General features: G+C 46.8%; 26 protein-coding genes. 1 reads left to right on the forward strand and 25 read right to left on the reverse strand.

Annotated features, from left to right (window positions below):
* The first annotated feature begins 13 nt into the window (after positions 1–13).
* Positions 14–709, forward strand: a complete 696-nt coding sequence (locus AC0QUU_RS01810; protein WP_474544332.1) for a 3'-5' exonuclease — start codon at positions 14–16, stop codon at positions 707–709.
* Positions 710–803: 94 nt separating this feature from the next.
* Here AC0QUU_RS01810 and AC0QUU_RS01815 read toward each other — a convergent pair whose 3' ends face one another.
* From AC0QUU_RS01815 to essC, 25 genes are all read right to left on the reverse strand, one after another.
* Positions 804–3,233 (reverse strand): C39 family peptidase, encoded by a 2,430-nt coding sequence (locus tag AC0QUU_RS01815; protein ID WP_474544334.1) that lies wholly within the window; start codon positions 3,231–3,233, stop codon positions 804–806.
* Positions 3,214–4,434 (reverse strand): class I SAM-dependent methyltransferase, encoded by a 1,221-nt coding sequence (locus tag AC0QUU_RS01820; protein WP_474544337.1) that lies wholly within the window; start codon positions 4,432–4,434, stop codon positions 3,214–3,216. The genes AC0QUU_RS01815 and AC0QUU_RS01820 overlap by 20 nt, the downstream gene beginning before the upstream one ends.
* 273 nt (positions 4,435–4,707) lie before the next feature.
* Positions 4,708–5,220, reverse strand: coding sequence for a 3H domain-containing protein (locus tag AC0QUU_RS01825; protein ID WP_474544339.1), 513 nt, complete (start codon positions 5,218–5,220; stop codon positions 4,708–4,710).
* Between the two features lie 27 nt (positions 5,221–5,247).
* Positions 5,248–6,102, reverse strand: coding sequence for a carboxylating nicotinate-nucleotide diphosphorylase (gene nadC, locus AC0QUU_RS01830; protein ID WP_474544341.1), 855 nt, complete (start codon positions 6,100–6,102; stop codon positions 5,248–5,250).
* A gap of 93 nt (positions 6,103–6,195) precedes the next feature.
* Positions 6,196–7,446, reverse strand: a complete 1,251-nt coding sequence (locus tag AC0QUU_RS01835; protein WP_474544343.1) for an L-aspartate oxidase — start codon at positions 7,444–7,446, stop codon at positions 6,196–6,198.
* A gap of 42 nt (positions 7,447–7,488) precedes the next feature.
* On the reverse strand, positions 7,489–8,394 hold the full coding sequence (gene nadA, locus AC0QUU_RS01840) for a quinolinate synthase NadA (RefSeq protein WP_474544345.1): 906 nt from the start codon (positions 8,392–8,394) through the stop codon (positions 7,489–7,491).
* 282 nt (positions 8,395–8,676) lie between these two features.
* Positions 8,677–9,639 carry an NYN domain-containing protein gene (locus AC0QUU_RS01845; protein ID WP_474544347.1) on the reverse strand — a complete coding sequence of 321 codons (963 nt, stop codon included), beginning with the start codon at positions 9,637–9,639 and terminating at the stop codon, positions 8,677–8,679.
* Positions 9,615–10,202, reverse strand: a complete 588-nt coding sequence (gene yfcE / locus AC0QUU_RS01850) for a phosphodiesterase (protein WP_474544349.1) — start codon at positions 10,200–10,202, stop codon at positions 9,615–9,617. The genes AC0QUU_RS01845 and yfcE overlap by 25 nt, the downstream gene beginning before the upstream one ends.
* Before the next feature lie 42 nt (positions 10,203–10,244).
* On the reverse strand, positions 10,245–11,633 hold the full coding sequence (locus AC0QUU_RS01855) for a DUF6612 family protein (protein WP_474544351.1): 1,389 nt from the start codon (positions 11,631–11,633) through the stop codon (positions 10,245–10,247).
* A 120-nt stretch (positions 11,634–11,753) separates the two neighbouring features.
* Positions 11,754–12,863, reverse strand: coding sequence for a DUF3810 domain-containing protein (locus AC0QUU_RS01860; protein ID WP_474544353.1), 1,110 nt, complete (start codon positions 12,861–12,863; stop codon positions 11,754–11,756).
* 165 nt (positions 12,864–13,028) lie between these two features.
* Positions 13,029–13,598, reverse strand: coding sequence for an FHA domain-containing protein (locus AC0QUU_RS01865; RefSeq protein WP_474544355.1), 570 nt, complete (start codon positions 13,596–13,598; stop codon positions 13,029–13,031).
* A gap of 4 nt (positions 13,599–13,602) precedes the next feature.
* Entirely contained in the window at positions 13,603–13,905 is a 303-nt protein-coding gene (locus AC0QUU_RS01870; RefSeq protein WP_474544357.1) for a hypothetical protein, read from the reverse strand.
* A gap of 15 nt (positions 13,906–13,920) precedes the next feature.
* Entirely contained in the window at positions 13,921–14,280 is a 360-nt protein-coding gene (locus AC0QUU_RS01875) for a hypothetical protein (protein WP_474544359.1), read from the reverse strand.
* Position 14,281: 1 nt separating this feature from the next.
* Positions 14,282–14,548, reverse strand: a complete 267-nt coding sequence (locus tag AC0QUU_RS01880) for a hypothetical protein (RefSeq protein WP_474544361.1) — start codon at positions 14,546–14,548, stop codon at positions 14,282–14,284.
* 44 nt (positions 14,549–14,592) lie between these two features.
* A complete protein-coding gene (locus AC0QUU_RS01885; RefSeq protein ID WP_474544362.1) occupies positions 14,593–15,573 on the reverse strand; it encodes a hypothetical protein in 981 nt (326 codons plus the stop codon).
* 3 nt (positions 15,574–15,576) lie between these two features.
* Entirely contained in the window at positions 15,577–16,284 is a 708-nt protein-coding gene (locus AC0QUU_RS01890; RefSeq protein WP_474544364.1) for a hypothetical protein, read from the reverse strand.
* 44 nt (positions 16,285–16,328) lie between these two features.
* Positions 16,329–16,634, reverse strand: a complete 306-nt coding sequence (locus AC0QUU_RS01895) for a WXG100 family type VII secretion target (RefSeq protein ID WP_474544366.1) — start codon at positions 16,632–16,634, stop codon at positions 16,329–16,331.
* A gap of 15 nt (positions 16,635–16,649) precedes the next feature.
* Positions 16,650–16,967, reverse strand: a complete 318-nt coding sequence (locus AC0QUU_RS01900; protein WP_474544368.1) for a WXG100 family type VII secretion target — start codon at positions 16,965–16,967, stop codon at positions 16,650–16,652.
* 23 nt (positions 16,968–16,990) lie between these two features.
* Positions 16,991–17,293, reverse strand: coding sequence for a WXG100 family type VII secretion target (locus tag AC0QUU_RS01905; protein ID WP_474544369.1), 303 nt, complete (start codon positions 17,291–17,293; stop codon positions 16,991–16,993).
* Between the two features lie 52 nt (positions 17,294–17,345).
* Positions 17,346–17,660, reverse strand: a complete 315-nt coding sequence (locus tag AC0QUU_RS01910) for a WXG100 family type VII secretion target (RefSeq protein ID WP_474544370.1) — start codon at positions 17,658–17,660, stop codon at positions 17,346–17,348.
* Positions 17,661–17,724: 64 nt separating this feature from the next.
* Positions 17,725–18,024 carry a WXG100 family type VII secretion target gene (locus AC0QUU_RS01915; protein WP_474544371.1) on the reverse strand — a complete coding sequence of 100 codons (300 nt, stop codon included), beginning with the start codon at positions 18,022–18,024 and terminating at the stop codon, positions 17,725–17,727.
* A 203-nt stretch (positions 18,025–18,227) separates the two neighbouring features.
* Positions 18,228–18,473, reverse strand: a complete 246-nt coding sequence (locus AC0QUU_RS01920) for a hypothetical protein (RefSeq protein WP_474544372.1) — start codon at positions 18,471–18,473, stop codon at positions 18,228–18,230.
* Entirely contained in the window at positions 18,454–18,882 is a 429-nt protein-coding gene (locus tag AC0QUU_RS01925) for a hypothetical protein (protein ID WP_474544373.1), read from the reverse strand. The genes AC0QUU_RS01920 and AC0QUU_RS01925 overlap by 20 nt, the downstream gene beginning before the upstream one ends.
* Positions 18,863–19,609: a LytR/AlgR family response regulator transcription factor gene (locus AC0QUU_RS01930; RefSeq protein WP_474544375.1), complete on the reverse strand. Its 747-nt coding sequence runs from the start codon at positions 19,607–19,609 to the stop codon at positions 18,863–18,865. The genes AC0QUU_RS01925 and AC0QUU_RS01930 overlap by 20 nt, the downstream gene beginning before the upstream one ends.
* Before the next feature lies 1 nt (position 19,610).
* Entirely contained in the window at positions 19,611–24,302 is a 4,692-nt protein-coding gene (essC, locus tag AC0QUU_RS01935; RefSeq protein WP_474544376.1) for a type VII secretion protein EssC, read from the reverse strand.
* Positions 24,303–24,312 lie beyond the last annotated feature (10 nt).

Consider the following 24,312-nt stretch of genomic DNA (forward strand, 5'->3'; position numbering starts at 1 on the left):
AAAGGATCAGATCATGTTAAAATCATACATTGCTTTTGACGTTGAGACTACCGGACTCAATCCGGTTCAGGACGAGATTATAGAAATCGGCGCTTTAAAAGTCCGCGAAGGCCGGGTAGCAGAACGTTTTATTGAATTCATCCGACCTTCATCTTCTATTTCCTCCTTTGTATCAGAGCTGACCGGAATTACTGATGCAATGGTTGCCGAGGCCCGCCCCAGGAAAGATGTGATCAGAGACTTTCTTGCTTTCTGCGAGGATGACGTTCTGGTCGGCCACAACATTTCATTTGATTACAGCTTTGTTAAAACAGACGCCGCCGCCAGCGGCATGGATTTTGAAAAAAAAGGAATAGACACCCTTAAAATTGCCCGCCAGGCTCTTCCCGGACTCGGCTCCAAAAGTCTGGAAAGTCTGTGCGAATATTACGGGATCCTGAATAACTCTGCTCACCGCGCCTATCACGACGCTCTTGCCACGGCAAAGCTCTATCAGACACTTGCGCACTACTTTGAACCAACCGCCCCAAAACTTTTTGTGCCGGCCCGGCTTATATTTAAAATAAAGCCGCCTCAGCCGGCAACGCCAAAACAGATTTCTTTTATAAACAATCTTATTTATAAAAAGAAACTTACTGTGGAATGGAATCCGGACACAATCACCAGAAGTGAAGCTTCAAAATTAATCGATACACTTTTAAAACAGTAGCAGAAAAGTGCACCGTACGAAACCGGTGCACTTTTTCTTTTTGACTTATTCTGTTTTTTCTTTCACTGTATGCAGCTTCTTCCGAAAAAACTTTCTAAATATATCCGATAAAAGTATTTCCTCCCTGTTCGGCCATTTTTTCCATCTGACCGATGGAAACCGTTGTTTCACTGCCGTTTTCCGGATCTATATAGGTAATATCGCTGGTTGTATATCCGGTCAGCAGCACTGCATGGTTTCCGTCTGTTACAGCGATAACCGGAAGTCCTTTGTTGATGACATACAGAATCTGATCCAGTTTACATCCTGTCAGATCTACCCTGTGGGCATTGTACTGCTCCATATAATTCTCACATGCCTCCAGCGATGTCTCATCATTTCCCTGCCGGAATGCTTCTGCCCCAGTAGAGTATACCAGATCCCTGTTTCCCTTTTCCCACACATAAGCCTGACTGGATGAAATAACAACTCCGGACACCTGCTCTGCCTTCTGGATTGCATACGCTGCTTTGTCATAAACCGCTGTCAGTTCTCCCATTCCGTACACGTAAAATTTCTCTGTATCGTCTGTACCGCTCAGTGTAATCGTCAGCGGTTCTCCTGCCGTCAACTGGTGCGGCTTCATTACTTTTATATCCATGTTATCTGCCGCATCTTCAAAAGTAATGCGCACCTGTTTCTGCATCCTGTCCGTACTGTAAACCGCCAGACTGACCGTTGTCTCCCGGCGCTCTTCGTTGTTGGTAATATATTCCTGATCTGTTGCACTGTATACGCTGCCGTCCTTCTGCACCCGGTTCAGCGTCAGCAGATTGCCGTCGATCAGAATATCTGTCGTGTAAATTCCTGAATCCGTAAATGAATACTCCGCCACCTGTTCATTCTTTGAATTCACGATTTCCACCGCATACATCGGAGTAACCGCTTCACCGGATACCGTCTGTCCTGCATCCTCCGCCTTTATCTTGCCGAAAATAAAATCGCTGTTGATAAATCCCAGCGGACGTACCGTTTCCTGGTTTTCTGCCTTAATCTGATAACTGTCTCCGCTTTCCAGATTCATTACCTGAATCTCCGCCGCGGAATCATCCGTCTGATATGCCATCTGGCGTCCGTCATCTGATACGGTATACTGATCTTCCGTCAGATTTCCCGCCAGAACTTCCTGCTCGTTTCTATCCAGATCGATCCGGTAAAGAGTTCCTTCCGCCAGAACATACAACATCTTCTCACTGTGATTGTAATATACCATTTTCCCCAGTTCATCTTCTGCGATTGCAAATGATTTTGTACTGGGAATAAATGCTTTTTCTTCAATTACATTATCTGCAGCATTAAAATAATAAATACCTACGCCGACTTCACCTTCATGAGTTCCCCGGTTCATATATCCGTATACGGCAAATGCCAGATTACCGCTGTTATCCATACTGATAATACGGACGGCATGCTGGTCATTTCTGCTTCTCGCATCGCTTCCCTCGGCATCAGAAAAGCTGAATACCTGATATAATTCCCCGGACTTTCTGCTGTAAAGCCAGAGATCCCGCTCCTGTACAAAAGCCACAATATCTTCATCCGCATTTGTCTCATACTGAAGATCGTCGGAAGCAATACCCAGCAGAACGCCATTTTCATCAATCGCCTCCGGGCTTCCGGAAAATACTTTCTGCATATCTCTGTTATAATCCAGAAGGTAAATCGTATCTCCCATTTTCCGCACACGGAAAAATTCTTTTACATTATATACGCCTGTTTCTTCATTATCATCGGCGCAGGAAACCTGATATTTTGCCAGAATGGATGTATACACACTGTTGCTCTCTTTAATACTCCATTCCACTTCCCCTATCAGCTGGGGATCCAGACTGCCCCACTGAATATGTGTAATATCTGAATGAATATTTACTGTCTGATATGTTGTATTATCACTCTCTTCATTCGGCTCAAGACGAAGCTCCATCTCTTCTGCATTCGTCTTTTCCAGAGCATTTGTATGAAAGTCCTGAGCATACGCCAGACAGTCTGCCGCGTTAATATTGTCAGACCGCTCAATCCGCGTGTAATAACTCACCTCTCTGTCATCCACTGTCAGTACGATTTTCAGTACCGCTTCCCGCACAGATTCCTCCAGACTGTCTGCCAGCGACAAGGTCACGGTTTCTTCACCGGAAAGTTCAGAAGCTTCTCCTTCACCGTACACTTCTTCCCCGTCCATAGAATAGACCGTGTACTTCACGCCGCTTATGGCATTCCCGTCTTCTTCCACTGTCATATCCAGTGTGCCGTCTGCCTCCAGAGGCGTTATCGTATCGCGCATCGCCGGAATATCCATATCTCTGACATATCCGGAAAGGATATTCACCTTTTGACCGTTTACCGTAAACCACACCCGTGGAATGGCGGGCGCTCCCATATCCGCAATCTGATCCTCGCTTCCCCTGTTAATAATAAAGCTGCTGACGACCAGCGCCGCTGCAAAAACAACCAGCAGAACCCCTGCCTTAATCAGTTTTTTCTTCATTATGTGTCATCTCCCCTTGACCCGCAAGCAAAGCGCCCAGCGCAGGCTTCACCCGCAGAAACTCTTCACATTGCTTAATTTCCCGTGCTGCTTTTCCGTTTATTTCCCCCTTATTCACTGCGCGTATGAGAATATTTTTCGGAGTATGCTCCATATCAATAAACTCAAGAATCTGCGTCTCATACCCGCAGTCTTCCAAATATTTTGCCCGAAGCCCGTCTGTCAGAAGAGCTGCAAATCTTTCTTTCAGAAGGCCGTAATCCATAACCGGTCTCAGAACACAACGTCCATCCGGACCGTTTCCATCCGGAACGCTTTCCTTTTCTGCTGACAGCTGACCATTCAGCTCATGCTGACAGCAGGGCACTGACAGGATTATCTTTGCATTCCAGCCCACGGCTTTGGCCAGGGCATAATCTGTAGCCGTATCGCAGGCGTGCAGTGTCACAACCATATCAACTGCACTTACCCCGTCATAATCGGCAATATCCCCCTGAAGAAATTTCAGTTTTTCATACCCGTATTTCTCTCCCAGACTGCTGCAGTGCCGGATCACATCTTCTTTCAGATCCAGTCCGATTATCTGTATGTCATAGTTTTTCAATTCATGCAGATAATAATACATTGCAAAAGTAAGGTAAGATTTCCCGCAGCCAAAATCCAGAATTGTAAGTTCCCGGTCCCGGTCAAGCTCCGGAAGAATATCCCGGATAAACTCCAGAAATCTGTTAATCTGTCGGAATTTGTCCATTTTGGATGCAATGACCTTTCCCTCTTCCGTCATGACACCCAGATCTTTAAGAAACGGGACATATACTCCTTCCTCCAGTATGTATTTTTTCTTCCTGTTGTGAGACAGATCCGCCGCCTTTCCCGGCGTCTGCCGTTTCTTCCTCTGTATCGTGACCTTGCCCTTTTTGCTTGTCAGAACGGATATATTTTCCGTTACCGTTTCAATCTGCATCTGGCGGAAAGTTTTCATATATTCTGCAATTATCTCTTTTGCCTCTCCGCATCCGGCATTTTCGTGGAATGCCTGTGTCTTTGTAAATGATTCCAGCTGAAAATACAGTTCTCCCTTTTTCTCCAGCGGACGTATCTTTACTTTTATAATACCGTCCCTGTTCCGCGGTCCGCTTATCGTTCCGCGGATAAAGTCTATATTCAGCGTGCTCTCCAGCACGTTCATTAATTCTTCCATATTCTGTAAAACGAATTTGTCCAGCGTCCGTACAGGACTCCTTCCAGCACGCCCGGATCCTGATCCGCCTCGCTCCTTCCTCATATATACGGCTGCTTTTCCGGCAGCCTGCTTTTATTCAGTCTCCATTGTAAAGCAAAATCTCAGGCAAAGCAAGACGTAAGAAGACCGCTTATGCCTGTAATTACATCCGGATTTTCCCACGGAACAAATTACGCTGCAAAGCAGTCCCCTCTGTCTTTTTATATATTTTTCTCTTCTTCATTCCTGTTTTCAGATTTTCTTTACAAGAAATCCCTTTTCCGACAGCATATCTTCAATCATATCCAGCGTTTCTTCACTGTCTGCATCAACAGTATGATAATGGTAATCTGAGGTAATATTTTTGAGCGGACTGGATTTTCCGCTGCGGATATCCTCAATAAATTCTGCTGCTTTCCTGCGGGATGTAATATTCAGCGGCGCCTCCATCTGTCCGTAAACTTTGTGATTCACCATGACATTTCTCACCGTTCCACCCAGATCAACAATGGAATTAAGTTCTTCTTCCAGCTGTGCGTCTGTATGCCGCACCTTAAATGTCCGGCTGACAGTGGATGGCTCACTAAGTATATACCCTCTGTTCGTGGATATGATGTCATATCCCGAAGCGCGGATAAGGGCAATATCCTGTACAATCACCTGCCGGCTGACGTCACAGGCCTCTGCAAGAGTTCTGCCTGCCACAGGTGTTTTGCTGTTTTTTATCCTGTTCAGAATGGCGTCTCTTCTCTCCGTTCCGGTCATCCGGTCTCATCCTTTCTCTGACAATGCTCATCCTATAGCATGAAGGTTTTTCATGGAAATGTCAAGTATGGGCGCAGAATGTGTCAGAGCTCCGCTGGAAATATAATCTACGCCAATCTCTGTCAGACGGGCGATATTTTCCTTTGTTACATTGCCTGAGCACTCTGTCTCTGCTCTTCCGTCTATGATCCGGACAGCTTCTTTCATCTCATCCGGCGTCATATTATCCAGCATAATAATATCCGCCCCGGCTTCCACAGCCTCTTTTACCATATCCAGATTCTCTACTTCTATTTCAATCTTGCGTACAAAGGGGGCATACTCTCTGGCCAGGGCAACGGCTCTGGCAACGCTTCCGGCCGCTCCGATATGGTTATCTTTCAGAAGCACGCCGTCGGACAGATTGTATCTGTGATTATATCCTCCCCCGACCCGGACAGCATATTTCTCAAATATCCGCATATTCGGCGTCGTTTTTCTTGTATCCAGCAGCTTTGTCCTGCTGCCCTTCAGAAGCTCCGCCACAGAGTGGGTATACGTGGCAATACCGCTCATTCTCTGGAGATAATTCAGCGCGACCCTCTCTCCTGACAGCAGTACGCGGATATCTCCTGTTACACTGCCCATAAGCTGTCCGCATTTTACTTTATCTCCATCTTTACAGAAAAATTCAGCCTCTGTATTTTCATCCAGCAGTTCAAATACTCTGCGGAATACATCCAGGCCGGCTATAATTCCGTCCTGCTTGCAGATCAGGTCTACCTGCCCTTTCACATAGTCTTTCATTACGGCGTTGGTGCTTACGTCCTCACTGGATATATCTTCTTTTAAAGCCTCCCGGATCAGATGATCTGCCTGGAGCGTCATTGTAATTTTATTCATGATTTTTTCCTCTCTTTTCCTGTATCTGTCCTTCAAAGCGTACCGGCAGGAACGGCTTTGTTTCTCTGCTGTCCCGCGGCACACAGATTCCGGTTATGCCGTACGCACGCTTCCGGCATACGCTTCCTTCCCTGTCTCAGCGCCGGCATACCCGCTGTCGATCTTCCGTGCTGCTCTTTCTGCAAATACCAGACTCTCCAGAAGGGAGTTGCTGGCCAGACGGTTGGCTCCGTGAACGCCGTTGCAGCTGGTTTCTCCCACGGCAAACAGATGATCCATGGAAGTCCGGCTGTCGGAATCCACCCAGATTCCGCCCATAAAGTAATGCTGTGCCGGAACTACCGGGATACATTCCCGTGTCACATCATATCCCTCTTCCAGGCAGTGGCTGTAGATGTTCGGAAAGTGCTTCATAATTGTTTCTCTGTCTATATTTTTCATAGAAAGCCACACATGATCCGTGCCGTCCTTCTCCATCTGTTTTTTTATCGCTTTTGTTACCACATCCCGGGGAAGCAGTTCATTGACAAACCGGTTCATGTTTTTATCCAGAAGTACGGCTCCCTCACCTCTGACGGACTCCGAGATCAGGAATCTCCGCCCCGGTTTTTCAGAATACAGTGTGGTCGGATGAATCTGGACATAATCCAGATGCTCCAGCCGTATGCCGTGCTTCTTCGCTATGTCAATGGCGTCCCCCGTAAGATGCGGAAAATTGGTGGAATGCCGGTACCGTCCACCGATACCGCCGGTGGCAAAGATGGTGTCGTCCGCATGAATCCGGATCTCCTCCCCGTCCGGCCCCGAAGCCAGGATGCCCGCGCATTTTCCGTCCTTTACAAGGATGTCTGTCATTGCAGTATACTCATATATGGCAACATTTTCAAGTTTTTTTACCTGGGCCAGAAGTTTGCCCGTAATTTCCTTCCCCGTAACATCCTCGTGGAAAAGAATTCTGGGTTTTGAGTGGGCGCCCTCCCTGGTAAATGCGTATTCCTTCAGAAGTTCCGCCTTATCCCCGCTATCCTCTTCTTCCGGGGCTTTCTGAAACTCTACGCCGTATCCGATCAGACGTCGGATAATATCCTGGGAATTCCGTATCATAATATCTACGGATTCTTTCCTGTTTTCATAGTGTCCGGCACGCATGGTGTCTTCAAAATAACTGTCATAATCTTCCTCATTTCTCAGGACACAGATACCGCCCTGCGCCAGAAAGGAATCGCTGCTCTCAAGATCAGACTTTGTGATCATAATAATCTTTCTGTCTCCGGACAGGCTCAGCGCGCTGAACAGTCCGCCTGCACCGGTTCCCGCTATTACCACATCTGCATACATATCCATAATATTTTCTCTCCTTTTCTGCGGTCTTCCTGATTCTGTTTCCTATTTCGCCAGTTCCAGCATCCGCTCCAGCGGCTTTTTTGATTCCAGCCGGAGGCTGTCATCGAGAAGCACTTCATTTTCTCCGGTTTTCAGCACATGAAGTACCTTTTCCAGAGTTATGGTTTTCATATCCATACACAATGGTTCTGTCTCCGGGAACCAGAATTTTTTGTCCGGACATTTTTTCTCCAGTTCATACCGGACTCCGCTTTCTGTACAGACAATAAACTCCCGGGCGCTGCTTTCTCCCGCATAGCGGATAATTCCGGATGTACTTCCGATATAGTCGGAAATCCGGCATACCGCATCCGGGCATTCCGGATGGGTCAGAACCAGCGCGTCCGGATGGGCTGTTTTTGCTTTCAGAATTTCCTCCATACTCATCTTTTCATGAACGGGACAGAAGCCTTCATTGAAAATAAAATTCTTTTCCGGAACCTGGGAAGCTACATGCCGCGCCAGGTTCCTGTCCGGAATAAAAAAGATATTTTTATTTGGAAGCGCCTTTACAATCTCCACAGCATTTGCCGACGTTACACATACATCTGAATAACGCTTCAGCTCTGCCGTGGAATTGATGTAGCATACAACAGCCAGATCTTCGTATGTACCGCGGATCCGTTCAATGGTTCCTGCATCAGCCATATGAGCCATGGGGCAGTCTGCCGCCGCATCCGGCATCAGCACGGTCTTTTCCGGATTCAGTACTTTCGCGCTTTCTCCCATAAATGAAACTCCGCAGAAAACAATGATCTGCTCTTTCAGGCCCACCGCAATTTTACTGAGATAAAATGAATCCCCTGTATAATCTGCAATCTCCTGAATCTCCGGCCGTACATAATAATGGGCCAGAATCACTGCATTTTTTTCTTTTTTCAGCTGTTCAATTTCTTCTCTGACTGTCATATCACAATACCTCTCCCTGCAAAGCAGAGGCAGCCGCCGGTAAAAGGCGCATATCTGCTTTGCTTTTTTCTTACATTACAGGCTTATTTTTATCCTGCGGTTTTATATTCCGCCATCCTGGTCAGTATATCACTGTAATTTACATGTGACAAGACAGATGAATTTACAAAAATTTAACAGCTTTTCGTTATTTTTTTGACAGATTGTTCAATTCACTTATCCGATCCGGAAAAGAGAAAAGGACGGCTGCCCGTCCTTTTCTCATATAGCAATATCACTTTTTTATTTATCCGCCATATACACAGCTCTTGTTCTCTCACCGTCATCTTCCAGCACTACATCCGGAAAGCTCTCAATATACTGCTTGAACTGTGAATATCCGAAATCGCGGACTTTGAAATCTCCGAATTTCAGCCGGATCCGGTTGCCCAGAGCTCCCAGTGAGATGCCATATCTTCCGTTGCTTCTGATCTGCTGCATAATATATTCTTCCAGTCTTTCTTTCCTGCTCTTATCCTCATAAAGAGTTACCCAGACCTTGGTTCCCTCCTGTATCAGCCGCAGTTTTGGCAGTGTTTCCAGAAATTTTGACAGAAGACTGTAACCGTACCGCCGCACATCAAAGTCCGGATACAGCTTAACCAGGCGGCTTCCCACTTCTCCCAGCCCGGTTTCTTTGTCATTATTCTGATTTTCCGTAATAATCTTGACCACTGCCTCTTCAATCTGGTCTTTTGTCGGCGCAGTTTCTTTTTTCTGTCCTTTATCCTGCTGCTGATGGGATCCGCTCTTCTCGTCTTTCTCCATTGTATTATCTTCAAGAAGAAGTTCCAGCACTGTAAAAATATCACAGGCTTTCCGAAATGGAGACGGCGTTTTATCCTCGCCCATCCCGATCACCAGTTTCCCGCTTTCTCTGAGTCTGCTGGCAAGCTTTGTAAAATCACTGTCGCTGGATACCAGACAGAATCCTTCCAGCTCGCTTGTATACAGCATATCCATAGCGTCAATAATCATTGCGGAATCCGTGGCATTTTTCCCATGGGTATAACTGAACTGCTGAATCGGAGTAATGGAATTCTGCAGCAGCTCTTCTTTCCATCCGGCGCTGTTGGATCTTGTCCAGTCTCCATAAATCCTCTTATATGTTACATTGCCGTATTTGGACAGCTCGTCCAGAATCGGCTTAATATATTTGGCCGATACATTGTCGGCGTCAATCAGCAGCGCGATTCGGTCTTCCATGTCAGATACTCCTCCCCCTCAAGATTTTTCCAGATAAAACATCCTTTCTCATAAACCATATAACTGCGCTGAGATTCTTCCTTCGGTATGGATACAGATCCCGGATTCAGATACTGATACCGGTTTCCCTCCATATCCAGAATTTCTTCACAGGCCGGAATATGGGTATGGCCGTTCAGAAGAATATCTCCGTCCGAAAGGGGCGGCAGATGATGGGGGTTGTATATATGCCCATGGGTGGCGAATATAACCGGGCCGGACTTTCCCTCTCCGTCTGCCAGTTCCAGGAAACAATAGTCCGCCAGAATAGGAAATTCCAGCACCATCTGATCCACCTCTGTGTCACAGTTTCCCCGTACACAGAGCAGTTTTTTCTTCATGGGATTCAGCATGGCAATTACCTCTTTCGGCGCATACCCCTCCGGCAGGTCATTGCGGGGGCCATGGTATAAAATATCCCCCAGCAGCAGAAGCCTGTCCGCCTCTTCCCTGGAAAATGCCTCCAGCATCTTTGTGCAGCACGGTGCAGAACCGTGAATATCTGACGCGATCATAAGTTTCATTTGTTAATTTCCTCCTGTTTTTCAGCTGTCCATATGCTCTGCCTATTCATAGTGAGAAATACTCATAGATATAACCCGGTCTGTTTCCGGATCCGTATCAACAGAACAGCCGTCGTAATAATTGTCCCCCTGTCCGTTCCAGTAATAACTGTTGGAATAATCTCCGTCATAAGAGTCATCTGCGTCGCCATATGCCGACAGCACATCGTCAATATGTGTACCGATCTGTACTCCGCCCGGAAGAATTACCACAAGGGCGCCGCTTTCAACATCATAGTCATATACAGAGATGCCGCCCACCTGACAGTTTCTGATCTCCATCGGATCTGAAGTCATGTTAACCATATCCGCCATAACAGAATTTCCGTCTGCATCCTCAAACCATGCCAACTCATAGTCTCCTGCATTGACCACATAATTATCCGGAGTATATTCTGTATCCATCTCCAGCCCTGCGGCCCGCATTTCCTCAATTGAACACGGAAGGGACAGAACTTTGTCATTAATCTGAACCGTATAGGTCTCCCAGACCCGGCCCAGACTGTCAGCCGGCTCTATCGGATCTGCGCCCGCATCAAGATCACCGAAAATATTCTCTTCATAATCATCATAGCTGTCCGGACCGGCATCTTCTGTCGCCTCAACAGCTTCCCGTGGAACTTCTATCGTATCCAGACTGTCAAAATCCAGATAAGTCACTTCAATACTGCACTCACTGACTGAAACACCTGCAGACGACACATCCACAATTGTGTCTATTATATCGGACATATCAATAAAAAATCTTGCCGGAAGGATACTTTCTCTATATATATCAATCGTACAGGGAATTTTCACATCAGCGAGAGTCTCCTCATCCAGACTCAGACCGGTCATGGATTCCAGTCCATCTCCAAGAATGCCGGCAATCGCTTCCCCGCCAATATCCCCGGTCATCTCAAAACACTCTTTTCCATTTACATCCACAGTACTTCGCGCCATCTCAAACAGTTCCGCGTAATCCCCGATATCCCCGGTTATATCCGCGCCCAGATTCATACCGTCATCTTCGGACGCAGTTCTGCTCCACATATTATCCACGAGAACATAGGTAACCGATTCGCCATCTTCCGTAACCTGATACAGCTCCATCTCTGTTCCGATGTTTGTTCCGGACATATTCATGGCAACATTGCCTTTTCCGTAAACTGCCCCGGGATCTTCCGTCGCTCCCATATCCATGTCCATATGAAAGGCAAGCGAGTCGGTTCCGTCTGACATCTCAACCGCCATAGCAAGATTGCCTTCAAAGGATTCGATCCGATCCATATTTTTCTGCATATCTTCCAGAAGGTTCTCCGGCGTCGCCCGCTTCCCGCATCCGCCCGTCAGCGCCGCTGCCATAACCACTGCCATTCCTGCCGCTGCAAGTCTGTTCCATCGTCTTTTCATAACTTTTCCCTCCATTATCTGTTCTGAATGTTCCCCCAGACAGCTGCCGGACAGATTTTAACACCGACATGCTGTTTTCATACTTTTCCCGCTCTCTTATCACACACCTTTTCCGCCATCCTATATTTCCTTAAAATATGTTACAACCAGATCCACCATCCGGTCATAGCTTTTCACTCCGTCTGCCTGTCCGTTCACCCGCAGATAAGTGTCATTAATCTGCTCAGCCGTCTCTCTGACCGGACCTTCATAACTGTCCCAGAATACATTATTGGCGTTCAGATCCCTCAGTGCCGCGTCGTCCAGCTGTTCCCGCACTTCCATCCATTTTTCTCCGTCTGTCCGGTACAGCGCGTTCATACAGTATACCCAGCCGGACAGGTATCCGCTGTACTGAAAATCCATACGTTCCGAATTTATGCAGGCAAGAAACGCAATAAAATTGGCTTCTTTTTCCTCCATAAATCCCCGAAGATGAGACAATTCATGACAGACTGTAAACGGAATATTATATGCTGTTATATCGCCGTTATAATTTGCCTCTATCGTAAAAGGCAGATAAATTCCGGTAAGCCCCTGAACGGAAAGCACTTCCGGGACCAGCAGACGTTTTGGCCGGGGATAATACCCCTTCAGCGAAGGATATGTCTCCGCCAGCTTTTCCATAGCCTCCACAGCGCCTTCGCCCTCCGGCGCGTCCAGCTCCATCACACCATTTTCATCACGGGAGACCTGGCTGCTCCGGGCATTTACTTCCTCTGTAAGCCACATGCATACCTGCGCAAGCTCATCCCCGGAATAGCTGTATACAGAAATCCCCTCCTCTTCTGAAAAGGGCGTTCTGTAATAGTTAATTCCACAGCCCGCCGTATAAAGAAACAGCAGAATTCCCGCTCCCAGCACAACCCCTGAAAACCAGCGAAACAGCCGATCCTTCGCCTTTTTTCGGCGGATACACTTTATCACAGTATATACCGCTGAGCCTGCAAATACTGCCAGCAAAATATAAATGCATATTTCTGACACAGAAAAAGAAACCATTCCCGAAAGTCTGCCTATTGCAGAGACAAGCAGCGAATAAACATTTACCGAATACCACTGCGCAAAAGACGGCACCCTTGAGGCAAGCAGCATAAAACCTGCATTTGCAAGCAAGAGCGCCGCGCCGGCCAGAATCACACGTATAGATCTCTTTCCCCCTCTGTTGTGTTTTCGCTTCTGTTTCTTCATTATCAGGCAACACCTTATCCAGAGTAGAATATTATAATTATTATACCTTGTTTTATATAGGGAGGCAATGCGGAAATTACAGGCAGACATAACGCTGCCCGCCCTCTGCCGGATTAAACTGTTCCGGCAGAGAGCGGGCAGCTCGCTTCCTTATGTTTTTATTTATCAGACATTACTCAGCATGCCATACTGAACTTTCAATCTGGTATTTCCAATCCGTATAACATCCCCGTTTCTCAGATATGCCGCCTGGGAAAGCTGTTTTCCATTGAGATAGGTATGATTGCTGGAATTCAGATCCTGAATACACAGCATATTTCTCCCTTCGTAAATAATACAGTGATTCCGGGATATTTTGTTATCTCCGGCAAGGATCAGGTATCCTCTGGAACTTTGATCAGAGTCGCCTCTCCCGATCCTCATCTGTCCGGAAAATTCTCTGTACATTCTTTCTCCGGTTTTCAGATTGTCAAATACAATCCTCCAGATTCTGGCGGAACCATTAACGAGACGTGTACCCTCATCTTCCAGTTTTCCTGTAAAATATTCGCCTTTTTCCTCGCCCAGCATCTGTTTCTTTACATTTACTCCGCTTTTCACATATACTCTTTTCTTCCGGGCCGGACGCTGCTCCCGCTTTCTCTTCTTTCCGGAAACAACATTGCACAATACTGCAATCAAAACAATTAATGCGATGACAAGTACACCTGCCATCGCTGCCAACATTATATCCATCTTCCTAATATGTGCGGGATTCCGCAATCTCCTTTGTCTGTTCTTCTGTTTTTTCTGCTGTAAGCACCGCTTCCCTAAGAGATGCCGCGGCATATTCCGCCATCCGCCTGGTTTCCTCCAGCTTCTCCTGTTCTCTGCAGGCAGTGTCGAGGAATCTGCCTCCGGCCTCTGACTGCCAGGAACGGTCAATCTGCTGAAGAATATCCTGAAATCCCGGCAGAATATCCTTGCTTAATCTTCCTGCGATATCCTCTGTCTGACGCGAAGCCTGTCCGGCGGCGTCAAAATCAAATCTGATCTCTCCCACTCTTTTCTACTCCCTTCAGAACGGCATCAGCAACTGATAATCATTCAATCCGGTTATATAGCTCACGCCGAACTGTGTCTCCGGATATTCAACAGTATCCAGGTTATATCGATCCGTAATTTTCTCTTCTGTCTGACAGTAATGCAGGAGCGCTTCTCTGACCACAGACGCCATCGCCGTCAGAACCCGGATATTCTCTTCCAGCGCCTCCCGTGTGCCGATCAGAGCCTGCCGGGATCTGTCCATATATGACATCTCCTTTATTTTCGCCTCTGCCTGTCTGGTTTCTTCTACAAGAATCCGAAGCTGTGATATCTGCTTTTGCAGCTGCTCTTCTATTTCCTGTATCTGGCTAAAATTTATCCGATTTCCCATTTTACTCCATCGCCCTGTAAATACATGCCCCGTCTTTCGTTCCGCTGCGAATCTGCTTAACGGAAAGATTTCTTCCTACAAAGACATAATAGGTTTCTTCCCGTTCTGCAGTCAGTTTCAGAATATGATATCCCTGATCCGGTACTTTTTCTATCCCTGTCACTCCCTGAACTCCTACCAGCTGCCACAGTCTCTCTATGCTCTCTGCGGTTGCTTTACCACAGTTCAACAGTTCCATAATCCGATCTGTCATGTATGTATGATTCACACTATCTCCTCCTCTGACAAAGCTTCTGTCCTTCGACAATCCAGTTAATTCTCTCCGGCAAAGCGTCTTGCATCTTCCTCCACACTTTGCTCTCTGTATGCTTCAAAAGCTTCTTCCCATTCCATTCCCTCATCCATAAGGTCTTCTACATCTTTATAGTTATCAAAACTATTCTGCCATGACTCAATGGTTTCCTCTGTAACTACAAACTGATCCGGATTTTCGCATGCTGCAAACTGATATGCGTGCCGCATTTCATGTACAATCGTTGACAATAAAGCATACGAATTAGGAACATTATCTTCCATTACCCATGTATTAATCGTTACTCTGTTTAATGTATCTGAATATGATCCCATAAGATATCCGTCATCCGTACCTTCCGTCGGCTCAAAATTAATCGGACCTATCTGCAGCCCCATAACTGCCGCCACTTCCTGCAGATATTCATTCAGAATATCCTTTCGTTCTTCCAGATCGGCTGCATTCCATACTTCCTCCGAATATCTGTCTTTTTTCAGAATCTCCTCGATCTCATTCTGCATGTACCGGTCCATTTCTCTTTGCTGGGCCTCTGTGACCTCCTCGCCCGGTGTTCTGGTCTGCTTCTCTGCTTTGACGATACCTAGGGTTACCAGAAGATCGCGAAATGTTCTTATCATGGATTCTACGACTTTTTGAGCATCTTTAACTATGGAATCCAGTGTGGAAGACGCATCGGCTGTCTCCGTATCTGCCATACTCTTTCTGCCGGCCGATACGATAGTGCCTTCCGTACTGCGGTAATAATCACTGATCTTTTCCAGCGCTCCGGTCATACTGCGCATTGACAGAGCCTCTTCAAGAACACCTCTGTCAATATTGGAAAGCACACTGTATACACGATAAGAGGCGCTGCCCATTCCGGCCAGATTACATTTTACGGAGGCGACTTCCTGTTTGATTTCATTCAATTGTACCGCATAATGAGACAATACTTCAATTGTATTTTCTACACTTGAAAATTTAATACTGAACTCAGACATCTCTTACGCCTCCTCTATCATCTTCTTCATTGCTTTGCCGTGAACAAATGCCAGCCAGCGGGTTATTGTATTCACATAATCTGCTTTATCCGGCTTAAAAACAGAAATATCATTTTCCTCTTCTTTCACCATGATCTGCTCTTTGCCATTGGAAAGTACAAACATACTGATTGCCTTTTCTTCCTCATCCAGCTGTTTTCCCCAGATCTCCCACTGCCACGTGTATCCCGCCTTCAGGTATCTGTCTATGCATTCGGACACTTCCGAGACAGGCGCTTTTCTGATCATCTCTGTAGCCTTATTTAAAAAAGGCGTATGAAGATTGGCAACTTCACCGATTGCCAGAGGCAGATACGGAATCCAGAACAGCTCATAATCGTTCTCTTTCTGCTCAATAATTGCAATCACATCATTTAAAAAATAAACTGCTGTTTTCTGTGCTGCTTTGTTCTGTCGCAGATCCTCCATCACACAATAACCATAGGGCCGTTCTGCCGCTGTAAGCAGAAGCTCCAGTGTTGAATCCATCTCATATTCTTTTTTCTGGTTTGTATGCAGATACCCCTTTCCGCACAGTATCTCCACACACTCCCGAGCATCCTTCTGCGTATCTATGGGCGGCAGTTCTCCCAGCCCCTGCATTCCCTGTTTTTCTGCAAACAACATCAGAAAGCTCAATTCTTTTTCCGATACTTTATACACTCCTGCCATTTCGCGTTGTCTCCTTTAATCTGTTATATCAGTTCCCGCCCGGATCAGCTGTACGATCTGCTTTTTGCCAGCTCCCTGGCTCTCATCTCTGCCTGATATGTCCTCTCTGCCGAAGACCGGATCACTTCTGCAGTCCGCTTAAGCTCTCTGGCCAGCGCGCCGATTCCGGACTCAACTTTTTCACCTTTTCTGATATAGGCGGACGCGCTGCTGCCTTTCCAGTTGTAAGCAAGTTCACGGAGCGTATTTTCCATCTGCTCCGATGCCAGCTTTGACAGTCTGCCGGCCTGCTCTTCCAGCCGGTCCGCCTGCTTTTTTGCCTGTATATAATTCCACTCTATATAGTCCATAGATCCATCTCCTTTTTACAGGATCACATCTGAAGGAAGATCCGCCGACTGCCCGGCTGCGGTATCTTCTGCCTCAAGATATGTCTGGGCCATAGCTTTCAGGTCAGCCGCATGTTCCAGAAGTTTTGAAAGGATCTCCTCTGTTGTGCCTTTCATCTCCTGGTAGGCTGCCCTGTGCGCTTCTGCTGCGTCCCCCTGCCAGTATCCTGACGAACGGTTCACGGCCATCTCAATATTGGAAAAAGAGTTTTTAATATTTGTAACCGTTTTCTGCACCTCTGCGGCCCCTGCATGCAGTGCCTGCGGCGATGCTTTAATCCTGATATCATCCATAATCCGTCCTGACCTTTCCGGGCTTATACTCGAATAGAAGCAACTGCCTGCTCAACCAAAGCTTCACACTTCTGATATTCGCTCTGAGCATATTCCATTGTTTCTATGTATGTTCCGATTTCATTTCCAAACTGCTGTACAAATTCATAATCCGCATTAAACTGTGCCATAAATGTATCGTGCGCCGGCCCCTCCCACATGGATGAGAGGCTGGCCATCTCGTCTCTGAGACGGCCAATCTCACTGCGGACCCTGTCTAATTCAGATTGTATCGTCTGCCGGTCTCTCTCAAGAGCCGCTGTATCAACTTCAATATAATCTGCCATAATATGGCTCCTCTCCGTTCTCTCTAAGAGTCTCTGCTGTTCCGCCTGATCACTAAATAATCACATCTGAGGAAAGACTGTTTGCTTCTTCTGCATTTGCTGCATCTGCCTGCGCGTAAATCTGAGACATTTCCTGAAGATCAGAGCTGTGCTCCTGTACCATACGAACCATTCTCTGTATATCATCCTCAAGTCCTCTGAATTTTGTAATATACGCGGTTGCCGCCTCGCCTTCCCATGCGGAAGCCATTCCTGTAATCAGATTAAGCATCTCTGATGTGATATTGCTGATCTGTGTTCCCTGATTTCCGAATTCTGTTGCTGTACTGCTTAATAACTGCGGTGATACTTTAATAATTCCTTCCATGATAATTCTCCCTTCACGATTTATCTGTTCTTTTTCTTTATCTGCTTACACTATATTGTCTGTATCAGTATGTTCTCTCGGACGCGATCTCCACGTTATTGGCCTCTGCCTGTGCGTATCTGGCGGCAATTGACTCCAGTCTCTGTGCATATACTTCAACTGCATTATAGAAATTGTTCATCTGGGTTTTGTCGCTGGTAAACGCATTATGGAATGTATCCTTTGCCTCACCTTCCCACATACCGTTTAAGTTTGCCTCCGTTGCCTCCAACTCTCCCACCTGGCTTTTAAACTGTGCGTTCAGCTGTCTGAGGGTATCTACCTTCACCTTTAAATCATTAATTGATACAGTAAAATCTGACATCTTTTTTTCCTCCTTTATCTGTACTCATATGTCATATTTATCTTGTGAACCTATCATATCAGACCAGATTCTGAAATGTTCTTTTCCGGACAGACGACACATATGCCGGACAGACGACCAGTTTTTATCCTGAAATCCCTTTTGAACGCTCCGTGCGCCATATATATTTCTTTTATTCCCGCTCTGCAGGATATACAGGTTTGTCACACCAGCATGATCCGACTTCCTGTTCGCAGAGCGTTTTCCCTTGCGGAATATTCCTGTCGGACCTCATGCCCGTCCGGACTCCAGATCTGCAGCCGGTTCAGATCCCCTTTCAGAGGGCACTGTTCTTTACGGCAGATCATCTCCACAATCTCTTTTTTTACTTCATGGAGCGAAACATCTTCATCCAGCTGAAAATCATACCGCTTTCCCATAACCGGAACTTCAATCTCCACGATAATCATTGATATATTCCTCCCTCCACCTGTCGAACTCTTCGCGTTCAAACACTGTAAGTCTTAATGTATCTTTCTTTCTCCAGAACCGCTCACTGACAACAATTCTGCTTTCTGAAAAGTAAAGGAAATACGCCGGTCCCTCCTCTCCCAGCGGCTTCCAGATATCCGTCCACTCAGGAGACGATACGATCTCCAGAAGACTTCTGATATCTTCCCGGATCAGAAATTTTTCATCTCCTGCTTCGATCAGCCCCGACGCTGACAGATGCTGCAGCGCCGACAGGATCTCTTCCTCTGTAAATGCTTTTTCCGGCATATAGACGCCGTCAATCTCTGATACGCCCATGCCGTAAAGCAGAATCCTTATTTCATCAAATGTAAGAAGAATGCCCTTTTCAATTACTTCTGTCGTCATCGTTTCCGCCTTTCTTCAGATACTCTTTTACAGCCGGTTTATAAGACCTGGAGAGCGGTACTTCAAACCCGTCTTTTAGCGCAATCCTGTTCTGTGACAGGTAGACGCCCGCAATCTTGTTCTTATTTACCAGAAAGCTTCTGTGACACCGGAGAAATTCTTCCTTCAGCCGCGACTCAAGACTGTCCAGAGTATCGTAAAATCCATATTCCTCCGCATCTGTGTTCAGATAAACTCTCTTATCGCGCGCCTCAAAGAAATAAATCCGTTCATAATCGATCAGACTGCGCTCGCCGCTGTTTTCAACAACAAAGACTTTCGAGTCATCCGGCTGGTAAAATCTTCTGGCGTAAGTACTGATCGCCTCCGACAGAACTTCCTGAATCTGTGTCTCACTCAGGGGCTTCAGAAGAAGGGATTCTGCCCCGATAGTCGGTCTCATATAGATCAGGGGAGAGATGCCCGTGCTTGCGATCAGAATGATATATGCGGCCGGAGCGGTCTTTCTCAGTTCTTTAACCATATCAAGAGCGCCCCGCATCGTAATATCCACACAGATCATATCTGCCGGTATTTTCTTCTGTACAAGTTCTCCCAGTTCTTCCGGTGTGGCACACTGGAGCATCTGCCAGCTTTCGCTGGTATATTTCCCCGCCATATCTCTGGAATAACGCACAATATACTGACGTTCTTTTTCTGATTCATCCGAAATCACCATTACAATCATGCTATTTCTTTGCCAATGGAACGACTACTTCTATTCCATTGCACTCCTCCTCATCGTCCGGAACATATCCCATTCCTTTTTTTGTAACCCGGGACTGCTGGGCAAATGAGATATTCTGGAAATTAAAGATTTTCTGTGCAGACAGGCTGCCGCCCAGATGCATACCTTTTTTGTATCCGGTAAAGAAATGATAGGCCTTATACGCAGTCAGTACGCTCTCATCTTCCACCCGCAGACTTCCTATAAAATAGATATTGTGCAGACTTCCTTTCTCCAGAATATTCTCCACAAATCCGGACATGCTGCCCACTCCTTCATCCGGACTGTACACCATTTTCAGGAAATCTCCGATATCGGCAAGGAAGATAAATACCGGTGTTTCCCTGCTCATCTGAGCAAAGATCTCTGTCTCGTCCGCGCCGGACTCCAGAAGGCTCCTTTTCTTTTTATTTCTTTCTGCAAATACAGGAAGCAGATCAGACAGATACCGGAAGAGTCCTGCCGCATCGTTTACATACCGTGCCCCGTATTCTTTCGCCGGCTTCATCAGTTCAGAAGTTCCGCGCTCGATAATGCAGATCTCTCCACCTTTCAGATTTGCCCCGTACAGCAGCATTTTCAGCGCATTTGTCTTTCCGGTTCTTGCCTTTCCGGAGATAAAATAACAGTATGTCCGGGCAAGATTCAGACTGTATATCTCAGCGTCTTTCATATAATATCCCATCGGGAGCAGATCTCTGCCCGCGCTGATCTGTCTGTACCGCTCATCTTCACACAGAATTCCAAGAGTCGGCTTCTCCGGAATCTCCGGAATCGGCGGAGCACATGCTCCCTCCCATACCTCTGCCATCCGGGCACAGATTTTCTCTATCTTCTGTCCCCGTTCAAAATCATCCTCCGCTCTTACGCTGAGCGCTGCCTGAAACTCCAGAATCTGGCCGTCAACATCTGCCAGCCCTCTTCCCCTGACATCCGTCTCCGGAAGGATCCCGAGATGAGTCACACGCATAACTTCCATATATTTGAATTTATCTGCCTGTTCCAGTGAAATCACTGTACGGATATTATCACCAATCCGGGAAGGAATTTCTGACATACCGAATCCCGCTGCCGATACGATCATATAAATTCCGTATCCCACCCCTTCTCTCGCCAGGCGCAGAATAATATCGTCGTAGACAAACTTTGTCTTTTCCCGGAAAGAAGCCATATTATCAATTACCAGCAGAACTGCCGGAAGCTTTACGCCGTTGGCCTGCACATACTGACTGTAGTTTCCTCCCTTAAACAGATCCTTCCTCTCATCCATCATGGTCTGAAGCATATGTATAAATTTTGCCAGCTTCTCTTCCTGATTGTCATAGATCACACCGCCCACATGAGGAGCTTCCTCAAAGGGAGAGAGCATATGACTGCTGAAGTCAATCAGATACATCTGAAGCATATCCGGCGTATATTTCATAAGAAATGAATACACAAGGCTCTGAAGAAACGTACTTTTTCCACTGATTACAGAACCGCATACCGCATGGTGACCGTCAGAGGACAGGTCGATCACAAGAGGACGCTGGGCCTGCTGCCTTGGATCGTCATAGAGACCGATCATTGTGCACAGATGCCATTTGCCCTGCTGTGCCGGCCACCCTGCTTCTGTGTATATATCATGGGAAAATCCATCCAGCTCATCCAGATAAATCTCCGTTTTCAGAACCGGAAGCCACAGTTTCGCTGTCTCATGGTATCCGGTTTTCTTCACCAATCCGTTCAGATACTCGATCACTGCATCCAGCTGTGTTTTCTCTTTTCCATTCTTCCCGGAAGTCCGGCTTTCTTTCTTATCAGACCGTCCGCCAACCAGTTCCGCCTTTCCGGTACGGGTCAGAAGAGCCGCAGCCTGAGTCGGTTTACCTGTATACTTTTCATAGATCGCCCCGCTGTAACCGGACTGAAACAGTTCATAAATCTCGTCATTTCCAACCTGCAGATAACAGCGTCCTGCCTGGGTAATAAACGCGGCGTCAGGCTTATGCAGCATATCGTTGCTGTCCTGACGATCCTGCACTCTGAGACAGAGCCGGAATTTGGAATTGCTCCAGATATTGTCATCCACCGTTCCGCTGGGCTTCTGCGTAGCAAGGATCAGATGGACGCCCAGACTTCGTCCTACCTGCGCCACACTGATCAGTTCTTTCATAAAGTCGGGTTCCTCCCGCTTCAGCTCTGCGAACTCATCTATGATAATAAACAGGTGAGGAATGGGAATCTTTGCCTCATGGTTTTTATACAGCCGGGTATACAGGTTGATATTGTTTACCCCGTACTCGGAAAAGATTCTCTGTCTGCGTGTATTCTCGCTCTTAATGGAAATCATGGCCCTGCGCACCTGATTTCCGGACAGATTGGAGATCTGGCCGCTCAGATGCGGAAGCCCGGAAAACAGATTTGCCATTCCCCCGCCTTTAAAGTCGATAATAAAGAAGCTTACATCTTCCGGACTGAAGTTCACTGCCAGAGACAGAATATACGTCTGCAGGGTCTCACTCTTTCCGGAACCTGTTGTTCCCGCAACCAGTCCGTGAGGTCCGTGGAATTTCTCATGGATATCCAGATAACAGTCCGCATTTCCTGCCTTTTTCCCGATCAGCGCCTTCATACTGTTATAGGTTCTGTTTTTCCGCCAGCGATCCAGTACATTCAGTTCCTCAAGCGTATGAACACCATACATGCTGAAGAAATCCAGAGACGACGGGATCTCACTGGTACTCTCAATTTCATTCACACGTATATTGGCCAGCGTCTGTCCGAATATCGACAGCTGCGCGGCGGAGATATGATCCGGCACAAACGCCTGCTTCTTATCCCCGGTGTCCAGCAGGTTATAATATCCTCTGAAGTATGTATCATTTTCAATAATCTCTTCACATTCATTTGGAAGCTGTTCCAGAACCTCCGCCATCAGAAACGTGGTAATACCATATTCCGGCTTTGCTTCATAAATATATTTTGCCAGAATCTCCCCTTCCAGAATCGAAGGATCTGAAATAAAGATCACATAGTGCGGCTTTACAAAGTTCTTTTTGTCGTCCTGACTTCTTTCCCGGATAATATTGGATAATTCAAAGAAAATATCACTTGTCTCCAGTTCATCAGATGCCATATACCGTGTGCTCTTATCTTCTGACCAGACATGGGGGAACCACTTCATACACTCCCAGTTATCCATCTGTTCCGGATTTTCTTCCCGGTAGATAAATACCATCTTTACATCTGTATAACAGTGTCCCGCGGCAATTCCCGCCACCAGCGTGTGCATCAGCTCCACGGCGCCTTTTTTCCCTTCACCGCCTACCAGTCCGATCAGTCGCTTCTCCATCAGGGAAATTCCAACCGGCACCTGATGCAGTGTTCTGAATTCCTCCTGAATCATCTTCGGTTTATCCAGAAGCGTGTCGTTGATCAGCGTAAACTTTTCTTTCGGGATCTGAATATCTGTCTGGAAGGGCTGATCGCCCAGACCGATTCTCTGATACAGAAAGTCTTCATGAGTATAGTTTCTGTTCCAGAGTTCACTGCTGTTTTCGTTGTAGGCCGCACACTGAGCCGCCGACGGATACATCTGCAGCATAGCTGCTGCATTGTGCCTGTAATTCTCTCTGAGAGAGTCAGCGATCTGAATCAGATAATTACTGTATGCATTGAAACGAAGAGTTTCTTCTCTGGCATTTTCTTTTTTACTGTAATTCAGATTCAAAACCGCCCATATAACACCGATCAGGGCGGAAGTAACCGCTGTAATCAATCCGGTATACATAAACGCTCCGGACGTGTACCCGGACAGCTGGGATCCGAATATGGCAAACCCGCAGCCCAGCATCATGGGAATCGCCATTGTAAATGCCGGTCCGATAGTCATATACAGAGGTTTTTCTTTTACCACCTTTGGGTTCGGCGGTGCTTCGATCTCTACCGCTTCCCGGTAAATCACAGGCATATTGCGAGGCGCGCGGTGAAAATATATCTCCTGGCCCTTTCTTCTGTTCTCCCGGGATTCCTCTTTGATCCCGGCAATTTCAAGGGGCCTTAAAATATCTTCCCGCACTTCCAGGTCGCCATAATAAGCGCCAGCTGCCAGAATATTTCCCAGAAACAGAAGATGAAGGCCGAAAATATCAATTGTATCTCCAAAAGAAAGTTTTCTGCTTCCCCGCAATCGGAGATTGCCGCAGAACACGCCGTTCCGGCTGGTATCCTTCAGATACCAGCCGTCTCTTTCCCTTTGAAATACTGCGTGTGATCCGGACACCAGTTCCATAAACTGATAGCGGATCAGACTTCCCTCGCTCTTACCTACAGAAACTTCCTTCATGGAACTGATATCATATTTTTCCATCACCATAAAATTCAGCGTACAGTCCACCGCAATAATCTGAAACCGGTCTCCTGCCTGCGTACTGATAATAACAATATTCTGATGACGCAGAAGATGCCTCGCCCTGCAGGCCCCGTCCGCCTCGATCTGATAGTCCTCGCCTTTCAGGAGCTCCCAGCCGCCGGACGAATTCTCCAGTTTCAGCTCTACATCCTGTTTTAACTGATAGATATCCCGGCGCAAATGTATCGTATAATCTGCGTCGTGGACATTCGGAAGCAGAAATTCCTTGCAGATCTGCGTGTTATACACCATAAGTATCATCGGTCTGCCG

Source organism: Mediterraneibacter sp. HA8405, assembly GCF_056148955.1.

Excerpts from the sequence above, each read along its gene's own strand:
- AC0QUU_RS01835 (WP_474544343.1), bottom strand. The coding sequence starts at position 7,446 with ATGGATATGTATGCAGATGTGGTAATAGCGGGAACCGGTGCAGGCGGA.
- AC0QUU_RS01815 (WP_474544334.1), bottom strand. The coding sequence starts at position 3,233 with ATGAAGAAAAAACTGATTAAGGCAGGGGTTCTGCTGGTTGTTTTTGCA.
- essC (WP_474544376.1), bottom strand. The coding sequence starts at position 24,302 with ATGATACTTATGGTGTATAACACGCAGATCTGCAAGGAATTTCTGCTT.
- AC0QUU_RS01930 (WP_474544375.1), bottom strand. The coding sequence starts at position 19,609 with ATGATTGTAATGGTGATTTCGGATGAATCAGAAAAAGAACGTCAGTAT.
- AC0QUU_RS01925 (WP_474544373.1), bottom strand. The coding sequence starts at position 18,882 with ATGACGACAGAAGTAATTGAAAAGGGCATTCTTCTTACATTTGATGAA.
- AC0QUU_RS01920 (WP_474544372.1), bottom strand. The coding sequence starts at position 18,473 with ATGATTATCGTGGAGATTGAAGTTCCGGTTATGGGAAAGCGGTATGAT.
- AC0QUU_RS01875 (WP_474544359.1), bottom strand. The coding sequence starts at position 14,280 with ATGGGAAATCGGATAAATTTTAGCCAGATACAGGAAATAGAAGAGCAG.
- yfcE (WP_474544349.1), bottom strand. The coding sequence starts at position 10,202 with ATGAAACTTATGATCGCGTCAGATATTCACGGTTCTGCACCGTGCTGC.
- AC0QUU_RS01900 (WP_474544368.1), bottom strand. The coding sequence starts at position 16,967 with ATGGATGATATCAGGATTAAAGCATCGCCGCAGGCACTGCATGCAGGG.
- AC0QUU_RS01905 (WP_474544369.1), bottom strand. The coding sequence starts at position 17,293 with ATGGCAGATTATATTGAAGTTGATACAGCGGCTCTTGAGAGAGACCGG.
- AC0QUU_RS01895 (WP_474544366.1), bottom strand. The coding sequence starts at position 16,634 with ATGGACTATATAGAGTGGAATTATATACAGGCAAAAAAGCAGGCGGAC.
- AC0QUU_RS01845 (WP_474544347.1), bottom strand. The coding sequence starts at position 9,639 with ATGGAAGACCGAATCGCGCTGCTGATTGACGCCGACAATGTATCGGCC.
- AC0QUU_RS01820 (WP_474544337.1), bottom strand. The coding sequence starts at position 4,434 with ATGGAAGAATTAATGAACGTGCTGGAGAGCACGCTGAATATAGACTTT.
- nadA (WP_474544345.1), bottom strand. The coding sequence starts at position 8,394 with ATGACAGTCAGAGAAGAAATTGAACAGCTGAAAAAAGAAAAAAATGCA.
- AC0QUU_RS01865 (WP_474544355.1), bottom strand. The coding sequence starts at position 13,598 with ATGGATATAATGTTGGCAGCGATGGCAGGTGTACTTGTCATCGCATTA.
- AC0QUU_RS01860 (WP_474544353.1), bottom strand. The coding sequence starts at position 12,863 with ATGAAGAAACAGAAGCGAAAACACAACAGAGGGGGAAAGAGATCTATA.
- AC0QUU_RS01855 (WP_474544351.1), bottom strand. The coding sequence starts at position 11,633 with ATGAAAAGACGATGGAACAGACTTGCAGCGGCAGGAATGGCAGTGGTT.
- AC0QUU_RS01885 (WP_474544362.1), bottom strand. The coding sequence starts at position 15,573 with ATGTCTGAGTTCAGTATTAAATTTTCAAGTGTAGAAAATACAATTGAA.
- AC0QUU_RS01910 (WP_474544370.1), bottom strand. The coding sequence starts at position 17,660 with ATGGAAGGAATTATTAAAGTATCACCGCAGTTATTAAGCAGTACAGCA.
- nadC (WP_474544341.1), bottom strand. The coding sequence starts at position 6,102 with ATGAATAAAATTACAATGACGCTCCAGGCAGATCATCTGATCCGGGAG.
- AC0QUU_RS01890 (WP_474544364.1), bottom strand. The coding sequence starts at position 16,284 with ATGGCAGGAGTGTATAAAGTATCGGAAAAAGAATTGAGCTTTCTGATG.
- AC0QUU_RS01825 (WP_474544339.1), bottom strand. The coding sequence starts at position 5,220 with ATGACCGGAACGGAGAGAAGAGACGCCATTCTGAACAGGATAAAAAAC.
- AC0QUU_RS01915 (WP_474544371.1), bottom strand. The coding sequence starts at position 18,024 with ATGTCAGATTTTACTGTATCAATTAATGATTTAAAGGTGAAGGTAGAT.
- AC0QUU_RS01810 (WP_474544332.1), top strand. The coding sequence starts at position 14 with ATGTTAAAATCATACATTGCTTTTGACGTTGAGACTACCGGACTCAAT.